This window comes from Erwinia sp. V90_4, from assembly GCF_029967685.1.
GTDB classification, from domain to species: domain Bacteria; phylum Pseudomonadota; class Gammaproteobacteria; order Enterobacterales; family Enterobacteriaceae; genus Erwinia; species Erwinia aphidicola.
In genome coordinates this window covers 48,258-64,785 of sequence record NZ_JASCAQ010000034.1, presented here as the reverse complement: position 1 = coordinate 64,785, position 16,528 = coordinate 48,258, and the positions used below count along the sequence as shown (strand labels likewise).

General features: G+C 55.6%; 14 protein-coding genes, 2 pseudogenes and 1 other annotated feature. Of the genes and pseudogenes, 9 read left to right on the top strand and 7 right to left on the bottom strand.

Annotated features, from left to right (window positions below):
* Window positions 1-58 precede the first annotated feature (58 nt).
* The 5 genes and pseudogenes from katE to hxpB all read right to left on the bottom strand — a co-directional run.
* A pseudogene (gene katE / locus QLG07_RS03975) lies at window positions 59-2,158 on the bottom strand (catalase HPII); the annotation flags it as partial.
* Between the two features lie 161 nt (window positions 2,159-2,319).
* Window positions 2,320-3,717, bottom strand: coding sequence for an L-cystine transporter (locus QLG07_RS03970; protein ID WP_099754372.1), 1,398 nt, complete (start codon window positions 3,715-3,717; stop codon window positions 2,320-2,322).
* A gap of 162 nt (window positions 3,718-3,879) precedes the next feature.
* Window positions 3,880-4,470, bottom strand: a complete 591-nt coding sequence (locus QLG07_RS03965; RefSeq protein ID WP_048916218.1) for a metal-dependent hydrolase — start codon at window positions 4,468-4,470, stop codon at window positions 3,880-3,882.
* Between the two features lie 145 nt (window positions 4,471-4,615).
* Window positions 4,616-5,377 (bottom strand): 2-dehydro-3-deoxy-D-gluconate 5-dehydrogenase KduD, encoded by a 762-nt coding sequence (gene kduD / locus QLG07_RS03960; RefSeq protein WP_230048336.1) that lies wholly within the window; start codon window positions 5,375-5,377, stop codon window positions 4,616-4,618.
* A 122-nt stretch (window positions 5,378-5,499) separates the two neighbouring features.
* On the bottom strand, window positions 5,500-6,171 hold the full coding sequence (gene hxpB, locus QLG07_RS03955) for a hexitol phosphatase HxpB (RefSeq protein WP_048916215.1): 672 nt from the start codon (window positions 6,169-6,171) through the stop codon (window positions 5,500-5,502).
* A gap of 171 nt (window positions 6,172-6,342) precedes the next feature.
* Here hxpB and QLG07_RS03950 point away from each other — a divergent pair, with 171 nt between their 5' ends.
* A complete protein-coding gene (locus QLG07_RS03950; protein WP_048916214.1) occupies window positions 6,343-6,882 on the top strand; it encodes a YniB family protein in 540 nt (179 codons plus the stop codon).
* A 39-nt stretch (window positions 6,883-6,921) separates the two neighbouring features.
* Here the strand turns inward: QLG07_RS03950 and QLG07_RS03945 are convergent, their stop codons facing one another.
* The gene (locus QLG07_RS03945) at window positions 6,922-7,815 is read right to left on the bottom strand and encodes a fructosamine kinase family protein (protein ID WP_187497843.1); all 894 of its coding nucleotides are present in this window, start codon (window positions 7,813-7,815) and stop codon (window positions 6,922-6,924) included.
* Between the two features lie 99 nt (window positions 7,816-7,914).
* On the bottom strand, window positions 7,915-8,208 hold the full coding sequence (gene ghoS, locus QLG07_RS03940) for a type V toxin-antitoxin system endoribonuclease antitoxin GhoS (protein ID WP_048916212.1): 294 nt from the start codon (window positions 8,206-8,208) through the stop codon (window positions 7,915-7,917).
* A gap of 445 nt (window positions 8,209-8,653) precedes the next feature.
* Here ghoS and QLG07_RS03935 point away from each other — a divergent pair, with 445 nt between their 5' ends.
* The 8 genes and pseudogenes from QLG07_RS03935 (at window position 8,654) to pheT (ending at window position 16,526) form a co-directional block, all read left to right on the top strand.
* Window positions 8,654-9,409, top strand: coding sequence for a DUF481 domain-containing protein (locus QLG07_RS03935; RefSeq protein WP_048916211.1), 756 nt, complete (start codon window positions 8,654-8,656; stop codon window positions 9,407-9,409).
* Between the two features lie 240 nt (window positions 9,410-9,649).
* Complete coding sequence (gene thrS, locus QLG07_RS03930; protein ID WP_048916199.1) at window positions 9,650-11,578, top strand: threonine--tRNA ligase; 1,929 nt, start codon at window positions 9,650-9,652, stop codon at window positions 11,576-11,578.
* A 3-nt stretch (window positions 11,579-11,581) separates the two neighbouring features.
* Window positions 11,582-12,133 carry a translation initiation factor IF-3 gene (gene infC / locus QLG07_RS03925; RefSeq protein ID WP_099754375.1) on the top strand — a complete coding sequence of 184 codons (552 nt, stop codon included), beginning with the start codon at window positions 11,582-11,584 and terminating at the stop codon, window positions 12,131-12,133.
* 93 nt (window positions 12,134-12,226) lie between these two features.
* Entirely contained in the window at window positions 12,227-12,424 is a 198-nt protein-coding gene (gene rpmI / locus QLG07_RS03920) for a 50S ribosomal protein L35 (protein ID WP_005968897.1), read from the top strand.
* Window positions 12,425-12,464: 40 nt separating this feature from the next.
* Window positions 12,465-12,821, top strand: coding sequence for a 50S ribosomal protein L20 (gene rplT, locus QLG07_RS03915; protein WP_048916197.1), 357 nt, complete (start codon window positions 12,465-12,467; stop codon window positions 12,819-12,821).
* 104 nt (window positions 12,822-12,925) lie between these two features.
* Window positions 12,926-13,051 (top strand) — a sequence feature (Phe leader region).
* Window positions 12,935-12,976: pseudogene (gene pheM / locus QLG07_RS03910) on the top strand (pheST operon leader peptide PheM). (Overlaps the previous feature by 42 nt.)
* A gap of 88 nt (window positions 13,052-13,139) precedes the next feature.
* Window positions 13,140-14,123: a phenylalanine--tRNA ligase subunit alpha gene (gene pheS / locus QLG07_RS03905; RefSeq protein WP_048916196.1), complete on the top strand. Its 984-nt coding sequence runs from the start codon at window positions 13,140-13,142 to the stop codon at window positions 14,121-14,123.
* Between the two features lie 15 nt (window positions 14,124-14,138).
* The gene (gene pheT / locus QLG07_RS03900; RefSeq protein ID WP_282468530.1) at window positions 14,139-16,526 is read left to right on the top strand and encodes a phenylalanine--tRNA ligase subunit beta; all 2,388 of its coding nucleotides are present in this window, start codon (window positions 14,139-14,141) and stop codon (window positions 16,524-16,526) included.
* Window positions 16,527-16,528: the final 2 nt, after the last annotated feature.

Genomic DNA, 16,528 nt, shown 5'->3' with positions numbered 1-16,528 from the left:
TTAACGTTTCCTTTACCTGACCGCCACGATTGCCCTAAGATTGTGATGAGCAGGGCGCTTACGCCGGGACGCTGAGCGCTTTCTGGCTGCGTGACCAGATACGGTGAGCACCCAGCGCGGCCAGGAATTCGCTCATCAACACCCCCTCAGTTTTGCTGTCGCAGATGATGCCCTCTTCTTCATCATCGTCAGCCAGCCCGAACTGTGCCTTAAAGCGCCGTGCGTTGCCGCTCAGCCCGATCACTTTCAGGTGCTTGTAGGCTTCCAGCAGGAAATAACAGGCATCGCCGCGCAGCAGCAGGGCATCGATGTTGCCATCGGGCACCAGCACCGCGTCAAACGTCAGCGAAGGCAGGCCGCTGAAGGTAGCATCCACGGTCAGCGTCGAACCGTCATCCGCGTGAACCTCGCCCATGTGCGCCGCCAGCAATTTGGCATGCACCCCGTGATTTTTCAGCTCCTGCAGCGCAGCCAGCGTATCGGCCGCGTTGAAACCATTGCTGAGCAGCAGCGCCACCTTGCGGCCTTTAATGGTGCCGCTTGGCACCGCATACAGGCTGAGGCTGGCATCTTTTTTCAGGCCATTGACGTCCTTAGGGGGGGCCGTCTGCAACTGCTGTTCGGAAAGGGTCAGGCCAAGGTTCTCCGCCACGCTGTTCGCCAGCGAAATATCGATATGCACCAGCTGGTCCACCACGCGCTCGCGAATGTAGGCGCGGCCGACTTTGCTTAGCTCGAAGGAGAAAGCATCGACGATATGCTGCTGTTCCACCGGCGTCTGACTCTGCCAGAACAGGCGCGGCTGCGAGTAGTGCTCTTCAAAAGAGGGGCTGCGCTCGCGCACCTTATGGCCTTCAATACGCTCCTGATAGCTCTCAAAACCGCCGCGCTGTGGCGCGGGTGGCGTTTCACGCGGCCAGTTGTCGTTGATCGAGTTGGGTTCGTAGTTGGCCGGGTTAGTATCGATCTCCATACGGTGCATGCCCTGGCGCTGGAAGTTGTGGTACGGGCAGACCGGGCGGTTAATCGGAATTTCATGGAAGTTAGGGCCGCCAAGACGGCTGATCTGGGTATCGGTGTAGGAGAACAGGCGCCCCTGTAGCAGCGGGTCGTTGCTGAAATCCATTCCCGGTACGATATGACCCGGGTGGAAGGCCACCTGCTCGGTTTCGGCAAAGAAGTTATCCGGGTTGCGGTTGAGCACCATTTTGCCAATCAGCTGCACCGGCACCAGCTCTTCAGGGATCAGCTTGGTGGCATCCAGCAGGTCAAAATCGAAGTTGAATTCGTCAGCCTCGGGAATAAGCTGCACGCCCAGCTCATATTCCGGGAAGTCTCCCGCTTCAATCGCTTCCCACAGGTCGCGGCGGTGGAAGTCGGGGTCGCGGCCGGTCAGCTTTTGTGACTCGTCCCACAGCAGCGAGGCTTTACCCGCCACCGGCTTCCAGTGGAAGCGCACAAACGTCCCTTTCCCTTCGGCGTTGATAAAGCGGAAGGTGTGAATGCCAAAACCTTCCATGGTGCGGTAGCTGCGCGGAATGCCGCGATCGGACATCGCCCAGATGACGTTGTGCAGGGTTTCTGGCTGTAGGGAAACATAATCCCAGAAGGTGTCGTGGGCGCTTTGCCCCTGCGGCATCTCATTGTTCGGCTCTGGTTTTACCGCGTGGACAAAATCAGGGAACTTATGCGCATCCTGGATAAAGAACACCGGGGTATTGTTGCCCACCAGGTCGAAAACGCCTTCCTCCGTATAGAACTTGGTGGCCCAGCCGCGGATGTCACGCACGGTATCGGCGGAACCCGCGCCGCCCTGCACCGTGGAGAAGCGCACAAATACTGGCGTGACGCTTTCCGGGGAGCGCAGAAAGTCCGCTTTGGTAACCTCGCTCATGTCGCGATAGGTTTGAAAGTAGCCGTGCGCCGCAGAGCCGCGCGCATGGACAATACGCTCCGGGATGCGCTCGTGGTCAAAGTGGGTGATCTTCTCACGCATGATGAAGTCTTCCAGCAACGTCGGCCCGCGCGTTCCGGCACGCAGTGAGTTCTGGTCATCGGCGATGCGAGTACCCTGATTGGTGGTCAGTGGTTGTTCCATTCCATTTTTGCGAAAGGGTTCCAGCGCAGCCACTTTGGCGTTGTCAGGGGCGGTAGTGGGCTTCTGCTGCTGCGGTTTGTGTTCTTTCGGCATGACTCATGTACTCCAGTTGCTGTCATTTTAGGGCAACAGTAACTATAGAACAGTGAGGGATATACGCCCGATAAATGCAGGGATATGACGAAATGAGGCGGGCCGGGAGGATCCGGCCCGCGGGAGGGTTAGCGATGTGCCAGTTCGGCTTCGCTGTCTGACTCGGTGTTCATTACCGCTTTATCGGTCTGCTTCAGCCACTGGCTGGTCAGCGTACCGGCGGTCATGGAACCGTTGACGTTGAGCGCGGTGCGGCCCATATCAATCAGCGGCTCGATGGAGATCAGCAGGGCAACCAGGGTGACCGGCAGGCCCATGGCAGGCAGCACAATCAGCGCCGCGAAGGTTGCACCACCACCAACGCCGGCAACGCCCGCAGAGCTGAGGGTCACGATGCCGATCAGCGTGGCTATCCACATGGGGTCAAACGGGTTGATGCCCACGGTTGGCGCCACCATTACCGCCAGCATGGTCGGATAGAGACCGGCACAGCCGTTCTGGCCAATGGTGGCACCAAAGGATGCCGCAAAGCTGGCAATCGACTCTGGAATACCCAGACGACGGGTTTGCGCTTCCACGCTCAGCGGGATAGTCGCGGCGCTGGAGCGGCTGGTGAAGGCGAAGGTGATAACCGGCCACACTTTACGGAAGAAGCGCAGGGGGTTCACACCGTTGACCGACAGCAGCAGGGCATGCACGGCAAACATAATCGCCAGGCCGAGGTAAGAGGCCAGCACGAAACTGCCAAGCTTGATGATGTCGCTCAGGTTAGAGGTTGCCACCACTTTGGTCATCAGAGCCAGCACGCCGTACGGCGTCAGCTTCATGATCAGGCGCACCAGCTTCATGACCCAGGACTGCAGCGTATCGATGGCTTTCAGTACGCGCTGGCCCTTTTCGGCATCATCCTTCAGCAGCTGCAGAGCCGCCACGCCAAGGAAGGCGGCGAAGATCACTACGCTGATGATCGAAGTGGGGTTAGCACCGGTCAGGTCGGCAAACGGGTTTTTCGGTACGAAGGAGAGCAGCAGCTGCGGCGCGCTGAGATCGGCGACCTTGCCAACATAGCTGCTCTGAATGGCCGCAAGGCGTGCGCTTTCCTGTGCGCCCTGCACCAGTCCACTGGCGTTGAGGCCGAACAGCCAGGTAACGAATACGCCAACCGCGGCGGCAATGGCGGTGGTGAACAGCAGCACGCCAATGGTCAGCACGCTGATTTTGCCCAGCGATGAGGCGTTATGCAGACGGGCTACGGCGCTGAGAATCGATGCGAACACCAGCGGCATCACAATCATCTGCAGCAGCTGAACGTAACCGCCGCCCACCAGGTTAAACCAGCTGACAGACTCTTTAATTACCGGGCTGTTTTCGCCGTAAATGGTGTGCAGCGCGAGGCCAAACAGTACGCCGACCACCAGGCCGAACAGCACTTTCTTCGACAGGCTCCAGCCGGTGCGGCCGGTTTTTGCTACCAGCAGCAGCAGCGCCACGAACGCTACCAGGTTAATAATTAGCGGAAAATTCATTTCCCATTTCTCCCAAAAATAGTCGGCAAAAGTGCCATAACTGACCTCAGTTAATTTCTGACGCGCAGTAACCAGCACAAGGGCGAAATGGTAGCAGCTAGTGATGGTGCAGGCTTATATCCAAAAGGAATGATTTATAACTTTTGTTGCGTTATCGGTCGATTAATGTCCGTTTTGCGGGTTTATCACCCGGCTAAAGCCATTTTGTACCGAATTGACCACCTGGCTGGTCCAGCCGGTCGCACCAAAGGGTGGCATACCCGGCGGAAACCAGATGGCATATCCGACCAGCGCGAGGCACAGCGCACGCTCCAGCTGGTTGCCTTTCTGGCTTCTCAGCAGCGGCAGGCGGAAGCGCCAGCGGCACGGCCATAGCAGAGGGACCCCGGCGGGCGTCAGCATGTCGGCTACAATGTGGCTGAGATAACCCAGCACCATGCCCTGGAAAGCATCGGCAGGGATCAGCCAGCCAGCGGGCAGCTTCAGCTGTAGCAGCGCGACACCGCCCGCCACCGCCAGCAGGCTGTGGGTGAATCCGCGATGACCAAAGGCGCGCGCAATAGGGTGCGACAGCCACTTCAGGCGCTGACCGAGAAAAGATTTTGGATGGTCAATGTCCGGCAGCAGGCAGGTGAGCAGGGTAGCCGGAATAATATGCCACCAGTCTGCGCTGGCCAGCACCGGCGTCAGTTCCGCTCGTTTGGCGAAAATGGCGCTGGCAATGGCAAATATGAGGTGGCCTTCGGCCGTCATGGGAACACCTGGTGCATAACTGTCAATGCATCCAGTATAGGGAATATATACAGTAGAATAAATATGTGACGCTGTAACGAAAGATAAATATTTTCACATCAGTGAAATGTTGAGCGGGTCGCACAGAAACTGACCCGCCTTTGGGTTAGCGCGCCAGCCAGCCCCCGTCGACGGCCAGCGTATAGCCATTAACGTAGTCCGCCGCGCTGGAGGCGAGAAACACCACCGGCCCCATCATATCGCGGCTCTCGCCCCAGCGACCGCTCGGAATGCGCTCGAGGATCTGCTGACTGCGCTCTTCATCATCACGCAGCTGTTCAGTGTTGTTGGTCGCCATATAGCCCGGGGCGATGGCATTAACGTTGATCCCGTACTGTGCCCATTCGTTGGCCATCAGGCGAGTCAGCCCCATTACCGCGCTTTTCGAGGCGGTATACGAAGGTACGCGAATGCCGCCCTGGTAAGAGAGCATTGAGGCGATATTAATGATTTTGCCGCCATGCCCCTGCTTAACGAACTGGCGCGCCACCGCCTGCGCAAGAAAGAACAGCGTTTTGCTGTTGACGTTCATGACGTCATCCCAGTCCTGCTCACTGAAATTCAGCGCCTCTGCGCGGCGAATAATCCCGGCATTGTTGACCAGGATATCGAGCCGCGGGCAGGCCGCCAGCGCCTGCTCCATCACCTTTGGCACGCAGTGGCTGTCCGACAGGTCGGCGGTGATGCTGATAAAGCGGCGCCCGAGCGCGCTCACCTGCTTTGCCGTTTCGCAGGCAGCGGAGCGGTTGACGCCAATGATGTCACATCCGGCCTGCGCCAGACCGACGGCCATACCCTGACCCAGCCCGGTGTTGCATCCGGTGATCAGCGCGACTTTCCCTTCGAGGTTAAAAGCATTGAGGATCATAGCGGCTTCCTGATTAACGAGGTTAGCAGGGAGCATAGGCGCAGGCGGGCGGTAATTCAATAAAAATGAAACGTTGTTTTATTTTTATTGAGAGGTGCTGCACAGGCAGCACCTTGTCAGGTTTAACGACCGTGCAGATGAGCGGGGGTAAGCTGCTGCAGGCTGCTGAGCTTGACCTCCGCCAGCGCCCAGCGTGCATCTTCGGCGTGGCTGGCGTCAGGCACCACGATAGAGCGCATACGTGCGGCTTTAGTGGCGATCATGCCGTTAAAGGAGTCTTCCAGCGTGACGCAGTTCAGTGGGTCGACGCCAAGGCGGGCGGCGGCATCAAGGTAAACCTGCGGGTGCGGTTTGCTGTAGGGCAGAGATTCCGCCGAGGCCAGCACTTCAAAATAGTCGCGCAGGTTGAACATCTCCAGCACGCGCTCCAGCATAAACAGCGGAGAAGCGGAAGCCAGGCCGATCTTCAGCCCCTCGGCCTGGCACAGCTTTAACGCATGCTCAACGCCCGGCAGCAGCGGGCGGCTCTCCTCGACCAGGCTCAGCGCCCGGGCAATGACTCGCTGCGTCACTTCCGCCTGGGAAGGGCCGCTCCACGGCAGGGTTTCGTACCACATGCGCACCACCTGATCGATACGCAGGCCGAGCGCGTCGGGCAGCTCTTTACGGCGGCTGAGGTCAACATCAAGGGTATTGAAGATGTCCAGCTCGGCCTGGTGCCATAGCGGTTCTGAATCAATCAGCAGGCCATCCATATCAAAGATGGCGGCGTGTACGGGGCGTTGATAAGACATTCTGCGGCTCCATTTGACAGTTTGCGTCACCTTAGCATGAAGGCGTTGCTGAAAAAATTAACATCGCAGCGGCGGTAAGCGGGGATCCTGCTGCGCTGACCGCATTTTACAGGCGCTTTTTGCCGACTCAATGTAGACTGACACGCAGACATCGTATGGACAGGAGAAGGCATGACTTATCAACAGGCTGGCAGAGTGGCGGTGATCAAGCGGGTCGCGGGCTGGGTTATCTTTATTCCCGCGCTGATCTCAACGCTGATTTCCCTGCTGGGTTTTCTGGAAAAAAGCCGGGAAAAGCGCGAGGGCATTAATGCGGTGATGCAGGATTTCGCCCATGTGATGATTGAGATGATCCGTTTTAACACCGGTTTTCTTTCCAGCTTCTGGAATAACTCACCGGTACCGGATTTTAATCACGGCAGCAACGTGCTGTTCTGGGTTATCTACGTGCTGATTTTTGTCGGCCTTGCTTTGCAGGCTTCCGGCGCGCGCATGTGGCGCCAGTCGCGCTTTCTGCGTGAAGGGATTGAGGATCAGCTGATTCTGGAAAACGCGCGCGGTACAGAAGGGCACACGCGTGCGCAGCTGGAAGAGAGGATTGTGGTGCCGCGCCACACCATTTTCCTGCAAATATTCCCGCTGTACGTCCTGCCGATTATCATCGCCGTAGCGGGCTACTTCGTGCTGAAGCTGGCCGGGTTTATCTACTGAGGATCGCGGGCGGGGGAAGGTGCCCCGCCCGGGCTTATCTCAGGCCGGACGCGCGTGCTGTTTAGCCAAATCGTCCACATCTAACAGGGTGCCTACCGCACGCTGTGCCTCTCCAAGCCAGCTGCCGCCGAAGACATTGGCGCGGTTCAGCAGATAGTAGAGCTGATAAATCGGCTGACGCTGTGAGAAGCCGCAAGGTAGCGGCCACACCGACTGATAACCCTCGAAGATCTGCCCCGGCAGCTGACTGAACCACGGTAGCATGGCCAGGTCACACTCACGATCGCCCCAGTAGCAGGCTGGATCAAATAGCCAGGGACCACTGTTACTCCCCGCGCAGTTCGCCGGCCACAGATCGCCGTGCAGTAGCGACGGCTGCGGGTGATGGGCGTCGAGGGCCGTCTGCGCGCAGTGCACAATCAGCTCGATATCCCCATACTGAATACCTTTTTCAGCGGCGAGCTGCAGCTGCCAGCCGATGCGCTGTTCAGCAAAGAACACCGACCAGCGTTTCAGCCAGCTGTTGGGCTGAGGAGAGGTGGTAATATTATTGTCGAAGTCCAGCCCAAACTGCGGCTGTTCACTCCACTGGTGAAGATGGGCCAGCTGTACGCCAAGCTGGAAAGCAGAATCGGCATTTAGCGGCGTTGGCTTGATGTATTCCAGCAGCAGAAAGCTGGTATCGCGGTCGCTGCCAACGCCGTACACTTCCGGCACGCGCACCGTGTGGGTACGCGCCAGCAGCTGGAGCTGATCCGCTTCCCAGCTGAAGAGATCGAGCATCTCGCGCTGGTTACATTTGACAAACACCTGGTGCTCACCGTATTGCAGCAGCCAGGCAGAATGAACCTCACCGCCCGGCAACTCACTGCGTCCGCTAATTTCTGCCGGACCCAGTTGCTCACTCAACAGACGACCGATGGCTGACCACATAGGACACTCCTCTTTTTCGCTGTGATTCGACGATGATAACGCTTAAAGAATAACCAAAATACCCATTGGCGCACGGCATTGCATCATATTTACAGAAAGTTAGCTTTTAAGCTGCTGCTGAAACTCCTCCCAGCGCTGAACGTCCACCTCCGGTGTATCACCGAGCACCAGTTCTCCCGCGCTGCGCGCCTGCTGCGCGATCTCCTCCGGCGCCATCGCGCTGGTAATGCCGAAGCTATTGGTGCCTAACTCGTGTGGGTGGCCCTGGCTGTCGTTGAGCGTGGTGCTGAACCCGGCACTGAGCAGGGCGCTGTTCAACTCCAGCAGGTCAGAGAGCCCTTTTTCCTGGTAGCGAAAGGTGACAACAAACTGTTCAACGGATTGGCTATTCATGGTTTACCTCAATGTAATAAATGGCCCCTCAATCGTAGTTCACTGCCGCTGTCAGCGCGCTGAATTCATGCGCGGGCGGTAGCAAAGCCGGGGGCGGATCTCTTTTCTGCGCGTTTTGCGTTAAGAAGACGTAAAGCCGCTGGTGGCGCAGCGGAAGGGCGTAGGCTGGAATTAATATTTACTTACATATACCGGCTGCAGGGCGATAAAATCGCGCCTGGCTAAAGAGAAATCTTATTTACAGCCAGGTGTTTTTTCATCACTAACCCATTATAATGCGCGCCGTTAATGGGAATGTTCCTATTCGAAGGGGAGTTTGGGCCTGATGCTTTGGAAAAAGAGCGGATTAACAATTTCTTACGATTATTACCGTAAATTGCGTTGATCGTCCCTCAAAACGCTTCAGACTCCCTCTTTTTAAAACTGTCGTACGGGTCACATTTAAATGAAAGCGCTTAACAAGCTGTCTGTAGTTCTTCTGCTCTCCGGGGGAGCACTGTGTCAACAAGCCCTGGCGGATAACAACGTCTTCACGGTTATGGATGACCCTTCTACAGCGAAGAAAGATTTTGAAGGTAACGCGGCTGCGGGTTACATGGCACAGTCCGGTAACACCACCAGTTCTTCCGCAACGGCGAATACCAACATGACGTGGTATACCCCAAGTTTTGCTTACAGCCTGTGGGGCAACGCCAGCAACACCTCTTCTAACGATGAGCGTTCATCAGAGACCTATCAGGTCGGTGGCCGTACGCGTTATAACATCAACAGCGCTGACTACCTGTTCGGCCAGGCGAGCTGGTTAAGCGACCGCTTCAACGGTTACGACGGTCGTTCTATTCTTGCTGCCGGTTATGGTCGCCAGCTGCTGAACGGTCCGGTGCACTCGCTGCGTGTGGAAGCCGGTCCGGGTGTGCGTTACGACGACTACCATGAAGGTGGTCATGAAACTCAGGCTCTGGCCTACGGCGCACTGAGCTATCAGTGGCAGCTGACTGACACCACCAAGTTTGTTCAGGGTGTTTCCGTACTGGGTAGCGATGATACTACCGTCAACTCCGAAACCGGTCTGCAGGTGGCGATTAACGAACACTTCGCCCTGAAGATGGCTTACAACGTGACCTGGAACCAGAATCCACCGGAGTCAGCGCCCGATCATACCGATACCAAAACCACCATCACGCTCTCTTACGCGATGTAATTGCTTTCCGGGCTGCCTGCGGGCGGCCCGTCATCCCTGCCTTATTCTGTCAGCCTCTCCCTGCACGGTTTCTCTCTGATCCTAAAGATGTTATTATGCTTGCCTTGCTGTGTATTGCGCAGCTATCAAGGGCGGCGGCAATCCGACAATGTGGGTCAGATAGCCTGCCAGCCCGGAACTCTCAAACTATGTTTGCATGTAATCTTACGTGTGGGTTACCACTGCAATTAAGGATGTTTCATGCCTGTAATTACTCTTCCTGATGGAAGCCAGCGCTCTTTTGACCACGCCGTCAGCGTGATGGATATTGCCCTCGACATCGGTCCTGGCCTGGCGAAAGCCTGTATTGCCGGCCGTGTGAATGGCGAACTGGTGGATGCGGTTGATCCGATCACCGAAGATGCCAACGTGGCGATCATCACCGCTAAAGACGAAGCCGGTCTGGAAATTATTCGTCACTCCTGTGCGCACCTGTTGGGGCACGCGATTAAACAGCTGTGGCCGGATACCAAAATGGCTATCGGCCCGGTTATCGACAACGGTTTCTACTACGACGTTGACCTTGACCGCACGCTGACCCAGGAAGATATCGACCTGCTGGAAAAGCGCATGCACCAGCTGGCAGAGACCAATTACGACGTTGTTAAGCAGAAAGTGAGCTGGCAGGAAGCGCGTGACGCTTTTGCTGCGCGCGACGAAACTTACAAAATGACCATCCTTGATGAAAATATCAGCCGTGACGACCGTCCTGGCCTGTATCATCACGAAGAGTATGTCGACATGTGCCGTGGTCCGCACGTGCCGAATATGCGTTTCTGCCACCACTTTAAGCTGCAGAAAATTTCTGGCGCTTACTGGCGTGGCGACAGCAACAATAAAATGTTGCAGCGTATTTACGGCACCGCCTGGGCCGACAAAAAGCAGCTGGCTGCCTATTTGCTGCGTCTTGAAGAAGCGGCGAAGCGCGACCACCGTAAAATCGGTAAGCAGCTCGACCTGTATCATATGCAGGAAGAGGCGCCTGGCATGGTGTTCTGGCACAACGACGGCTGGACTATCTTCCGCGAGCTGGAAGTGTTTGTCCGCACCAAGCTGAAAGAGTATGACTACCAGGAAGTGAAAGGTCCGTTCATGATGGACCGCGTGCTGTGGGAAAAAACCGGCCACTGGGAAAACTACAAAGAGGCGATGTTTACCACCTCTTCAGAAAACCGTGAATACTGCATTAAGCCGATGAACTGCCCAGGCCACGTGCAGATTTTCAATCAGGGTCTAAAATCATATCGTGATTTACCCCTGCGCATGGCGGAGTTCGGTAGCTGTCACCGTAATGAGCCGTCGGGTGCACTGCACGGCCTGATGCGCGTACGCGGCTTTACTCAGGATGATGCCCATATCTTCTGTACTGAAGAGCAGGTGCGCGACGAGGTCAACAGCTGCATTAAGATGGTGTACGACATGTACAGCACCTTCGGCTTTGAAAAGATCGTGGTGAAACTCTCTACGCGTCCAGAGAAGCGTATTGGCACCGACGACCTGTGGGACCGCTCAGAAGCGGACCTGGCAGCCGCGCTGAAAGAGAACAATATTCCGTTCGAATATCAGCCGGGCGAGGGCGCTTTCTACGGTCCTAAAATTGAATTTACCCTGCATGATTGTCTCGACCGTGCATGGCAGTGTGGTACTGTGCAGCTGGACTTCTCGCTGCCGGGCCGCCTGAGCGCCTCGTATGTGGGTGAAAGTAATGAACGTCAGGTTCCGGTGATGATTCACCGCGCAATCCTGGGGTCCATGGAGCGCTTTATCGGGATTTTAACCGAAGAATATGCCGGTTTCTTCCCGACCTGGCTTGCTCCACTACAAGTTGTGGTGATGAATATCACCGATGGCCAGTCCGAATATGTTGCAGAATTGACCCGAAAATTGCAGAATGCGGGCATTCGTGCAAAAGCGGACTTGAGAAACGAGAAGATTGGCTTTAAAATCCGCGAGCATACTTTACGTCGTGTCCCTTACATGTTGGTCTGTGGTGATAAAGAGGTGGAAGCTGGCAAAGTGGCCGTTCGCACCCGCCGCGGTAAAGACCTGGGAAGCATGGACGTAAACGAAGTGATCGCGAAGCTGCAGGATGAAATCCGCAGTCGCAATCTTCATCAATTGGAGGAATAAAGTATTAAAGGCGGAAAACGAGTTCAACCGGCGCGTCCTAATCGCATTAACAGAGAAATTCGCGCCACTGAGGTTCGTCTGACAGGCGTCGATGGCGAACAGATTGGTATTGTCAGTCTGGATGAAGCTTTAGAAAAAGCTGCAGAAGCAGGTGTTGATCTTGTCGAGATCAGCCCTAACGCCGAACCGCCCGTTTGTCGTGTTATGGACTACGGCAAGTTCCTTTATGAAAAAAGCAAATCTTCTAAGGAACAGAAGAAAAAGCAAAAAGTTATCCAGGTTAAGGAAATTAAATTCCGTCCTGGTACCGATGATGGCGACTATCAGGTAAAACTACGCAACCTGATTCGCTTTCTGGAAGATGGCGATAAAGCCAAGATCACACTGCGTTTCCGCGGTCGTGAGATGGCGCACCAGCAGATCGGTATGGAAGTGCTTAACCGCGTCCGTAAAGATCTGTGTGAAGATATTGATCTGGCAGTGGTCGAATCGTTCCCTACAAGGATCGAAGGTCGTCAGATGATTATGGTGCTCGCTCCCAAGAAGAGGCAGTAGGCCCTAAAGTAATCCTGCCGCGCGCTTCGGTGCGCGGTGAGATTCGCCTGTCTGGTTCATTTTATTAACAATGCGAAGTGGATATTTTTTCAAATGCCAAAGATTAAAACTGTACGTGGCGCGGCCAAGCGCTTCAAGAAGACCGCCGGTGGCGGCTTCAAGCGTAAACACGCTAACCTGCGTCATATTCTGACTAAAAAATCTACTAAGCGTAAACGCCACCTGCGTCCGAAAGGCATGGTGTCTAAAGGCGATCTGGGTCTGGTTATTGCCTGCCTGCCGTACGCATAAGTAAATTTTTTTTTAACAGAATATTAAACAGGAGAGCTAAATGGCTCGTGTAAAACGTGGTGTAGTTGCTCGCGCACGTCACAAGAAAATCTTAAAACAAGCTAAAGGCTATTACGGTGCACGTTCACGTGTTTACCGCGTTGCCTTCCAGGCTGTAATTAAAGCTGGTCAGTATGCTTACCGTGACCGTCGTCAGCGTAAGCGTCAGTTCCGTCAGCTGTGGATTGCGCGTATCAACGCAGCAGCCCGCACTAACGGTATGTCTTACAGCCGTTTCATCAATGGCCTGAAAAAGGCTTCGATCGAAATCGACCGTAAGATTCTGGCTGATATCGCCGTATTCGACAAAGCAGTATTTGCTGCTCTTGTAGAAAAAGCGAAAACAGCTCTGGCGTAAGCCAGTTGGAAGAGGGAGCTTGTCTCCCTCTTTTTTATTGTCTGAAAAGATTGACTTTTCTGCCTGTTAAGATTTCAATAGAGCCGTCTTAACCGCAACAAGGTAACGCCACCATGAATGCTATTTTCCGTTTCTTTTTTTACTTTAGCGCCTGACTATCGGGGGCTTTTGCGCAAAGAAAAGAAACGAAAAATCGCGCTGAAAGCCTCCCTCGTGGAGGCTTTTTTCGTTTTAGCGCTCGAAACACATCGACTATTGGGCGGCTACTCGTCCTGACAAATAACAGACCGGCCACGGTGGCTGGAAGAAGAGGAAAGCATGTCACATCTCGCAGACCTGGTGGCGAGCGCGAAAGCCGCTATCAATGATGCTCAGGATGTCGCCGCGTTAGATAACGTTCGCGTCGAATACCTGGGTAAAAAAGGGCATCTAACGCTCCAGATGACAACCCTGCGTGAACTGCCAGCGGAAGACCGTCCGGCGGCGGGTGCAGTGATTAACGAAGCAAAGCAGCAGGTTCAGGAGGCGCTTAACGCGCAGAAGAATTCGCTGGAGTCGGCCGTGATGAATGCCCGCCTGGCGCAGGAGACGATTGATGTCTCGCTGCCGGGCCGCCGCATTGAGAATGGCGGTCTGCATCCGGTAACGCGCACCATTGACCGCATCGAGACCTTCTTCGGTGAGCTAGGCTTCTCCGTGGCAACCGGTCCGGAAATTGAAGATGACTATCACAACTTCGATGCGCTGAATATTCCCGGGCACCACCCGGCGCGTGCGGATCACGACACCTTCTGGTTTGATGCCACCCGCCTGCTGCGTACCCAGACTTCTGGCGTGCAGATCCGCACCATGAAAGATCAGCAGCCGCCGATCCGCATTATTGCCCCGGGCCGCGTCTATCGTAACGATTACGATCAGACTCACACCCCAATGTTCCACCAGATGGAAGGATTGATTGTCGATAAGGGCATCAGCTTCACCAATCTGAAGGGCACGCTGCACGACTTCCTGAACAACTTCTTTGAAGCAGACCTGCAGGTACGCTTCCGTCCCTCCTACTTCCCGTTCACCGAACCGTCCGCCGAAGTGGATGTGATGGGTAAGAACGGCAAGTGGCTGGAAGTGCTGGGCTGTGGCATGGTGCACCCGAACGTACTGCGCAATGTTGGCATTGACCCGGAAGTTTACTCAGGCTTCGCCTTTGGTATGGGGATGGAACGTCTGACCATGCTGCGCTATGGCGTGACCGACCTGCGTGCCTTCTTCGAAAATGATTTACGTTTCCTCAAACAGTTTAAATAAGGGCGGGTAAAACCAATGAAATTCAGTGAACTCTGGTTACGTGAATGGGTCAACCCGGCCATCGACAGTGCAGCCCTGTCCGATCAAATCACTATGGCAGGCCTGGAAGTAGACGGCGTTGAAGCCGTTGCCGGTGCTTTTCACGGTGTAGTCGTGGGCGAAGTGGTCGAGTGCGGTCAGCACCCGAATGCCGACAAGCTGCGCGTGACCAAAATTAACGTCGGCGGCGATCGCCTGCTGGATATCGTCTGTGGCGCAGCTAACTGCCGCCAGGGGCTGAAAGTGGCCGTGGCAACCGTAGGCGCAGTGCTGCCGGGTGATTTCAAAATTAAAGCGGCTAAGCTGCGCGGTGAGCCTTCTGAAGGTATGCTGTGCTCGTTCTCCGAGCTGGGTATTTCCGACGATCACGACGGCATCATTGAACTGCCGCTGGATGCCACCGTTGGCACCGACATCCGCGAATATCTGCAGCTGGATGACAACACGATTGAGATCAGCGTCACGCCAAACCGTGCCGACTGCCTGAGCATTATCGGCGTGGCGCGTGACGTGGCCGTGCTCAATAAGCTGCCGTTGAACGCTCCCGAAATCGCCCCGGTTGCCGCCACGCTGGCGGATACCTTGCCAATTCGTGTTGATGCGCCAGAAGCCTGCCCGCGCTACCTCGGTCGGGTGGTGAAAGGTATCAACGTCAAAGCCGCTACCCCGCTGTGGATGAAAGAAAAACTGCGCCGCTGCGGCATCCGCTCTATCGATCCGGTGGTGGATATCACCAATTATGTTTTACTTGAGCTCGGCCAGCCGATGCACGCCTTTGACCTTGACCGCATTGACGGTGGCATCGTAGTGCGCCTGGCGGAAGAGGGTGAGAAGCTGACCCTGTTGGACGGCAATGAAGCCACCCTGAAAGGCGACACGCTGGTGATTGCTGACCACAGCAAAGCGCTGGCCATGGGCGGGATTTTTGGCGGTGAACACTCTGGCGTAAATGAAGAGACTCAGAACGTACTGTTCGAGTGTGCCTTCTTCAGCCCGCTCTCCATCACCGGCCGCGCACGCCGTCACGGCCTGCACACCGATGCGTCTCACCGCTATGAGCGTGGCGTGGATCCGGCTCTGCAGCATAAAGCTATCGAACGCGCCACCGCGCTGCTGCTGGAAATTTGCGGCGGTGAAGCTGGCCCGGTCATCGATGTAACGACCGATTCAGCCTTGCCACAGCGTGCGACCATTACGCTGCGTCGTGAAAAGTTGGACCGCCTGATTGGCCACGTGATTGCCGATGCGGAAGTGAGTGATATTCTGCGTCGCCTCGGTTGCGAAGTGACGGAAGGAAACGGTCAGTGGCAGGCGGTAGCGCCAGGCTGGCGTTTCGATCTCGCTATCGAAGAAGATCTGGTGGAAGAAGTGGCCCGCGTTTACGGCTACGACAACATTCCGGACGTGCCGGTACAGGCGGGTCTGGTGATGACCAAACACCGCGAAGCTAATCTCTCCCTGAAGCGTGTTAAGGCGCTGCTGGTGGATAAAGGCTATCAGGAAGCCATCACTTACAGCTTCGTTGACCCCAAAATTCAGGCGCTGCTGCACCCGGGTGAAGAGAACCTGGTGCTGCCTAGCCCAATCTCGGTAGAGATGTCTGCAATGCGTCTGTCGCTGTGGAGTGGTCTGCTGGGTGCGGTGGCGTATAACCAGAATCGTCAGCAGTCACGCGTACGTCTGTTTGAGAGCGGGCTGCGCTTTGTCCCTGATACTCAGGCAAACCTCGGCATCCGTCAGGATGTTATGCTGGCGGGTGTTATCAGCGGGCATCGCAATGAAGAGCACTGGGATCTGGCGCGTAACGCAGTAGACTTCTATGATTTGAAAGGTGATTTGGAATCGGTACTGGAGTTAACTGGCAAGCTGGACGAGATTCAGTTTGTGGCAGCGGCTAATCCGGCACTGCATCCAGGGCAGAGCGCACAAATTATTTTACGCGGCGAACACATCGGATTCATCGGTGTGGTGCATCCGGAACTTGAACGTAAACTGGATCTTAACGGCCGTACGGTGGTGTTCGAACTGCTGTGGGACAAGGTTGCAGACCGCGTCCTGCCTGACGCCAGCAGCATTTCACGCTTCCCGGCGAACCGCCGAGATATCGCCGTGGTGGTGGCAGAAAACGTGCCAGCAGCAGATATCATCGCAGAGTGTAAGAAAGTTGGCGTAAATCAGGTAGTTGGCGTAAACTTGTTTGACGTGTACCGTGGTAAGGGCGTAAATGATGGTTTTAAGAGCCTCACTATCAGCCTGATTTTGCAAGATACCAGCCGGACACTCGAAGAAGAGGAGATTGCCGCTACCGTTGCAAAATGCGTAGAGGCACTGAAAGAGCGATTCCAAGCATCCTTGAGGGATTGAAC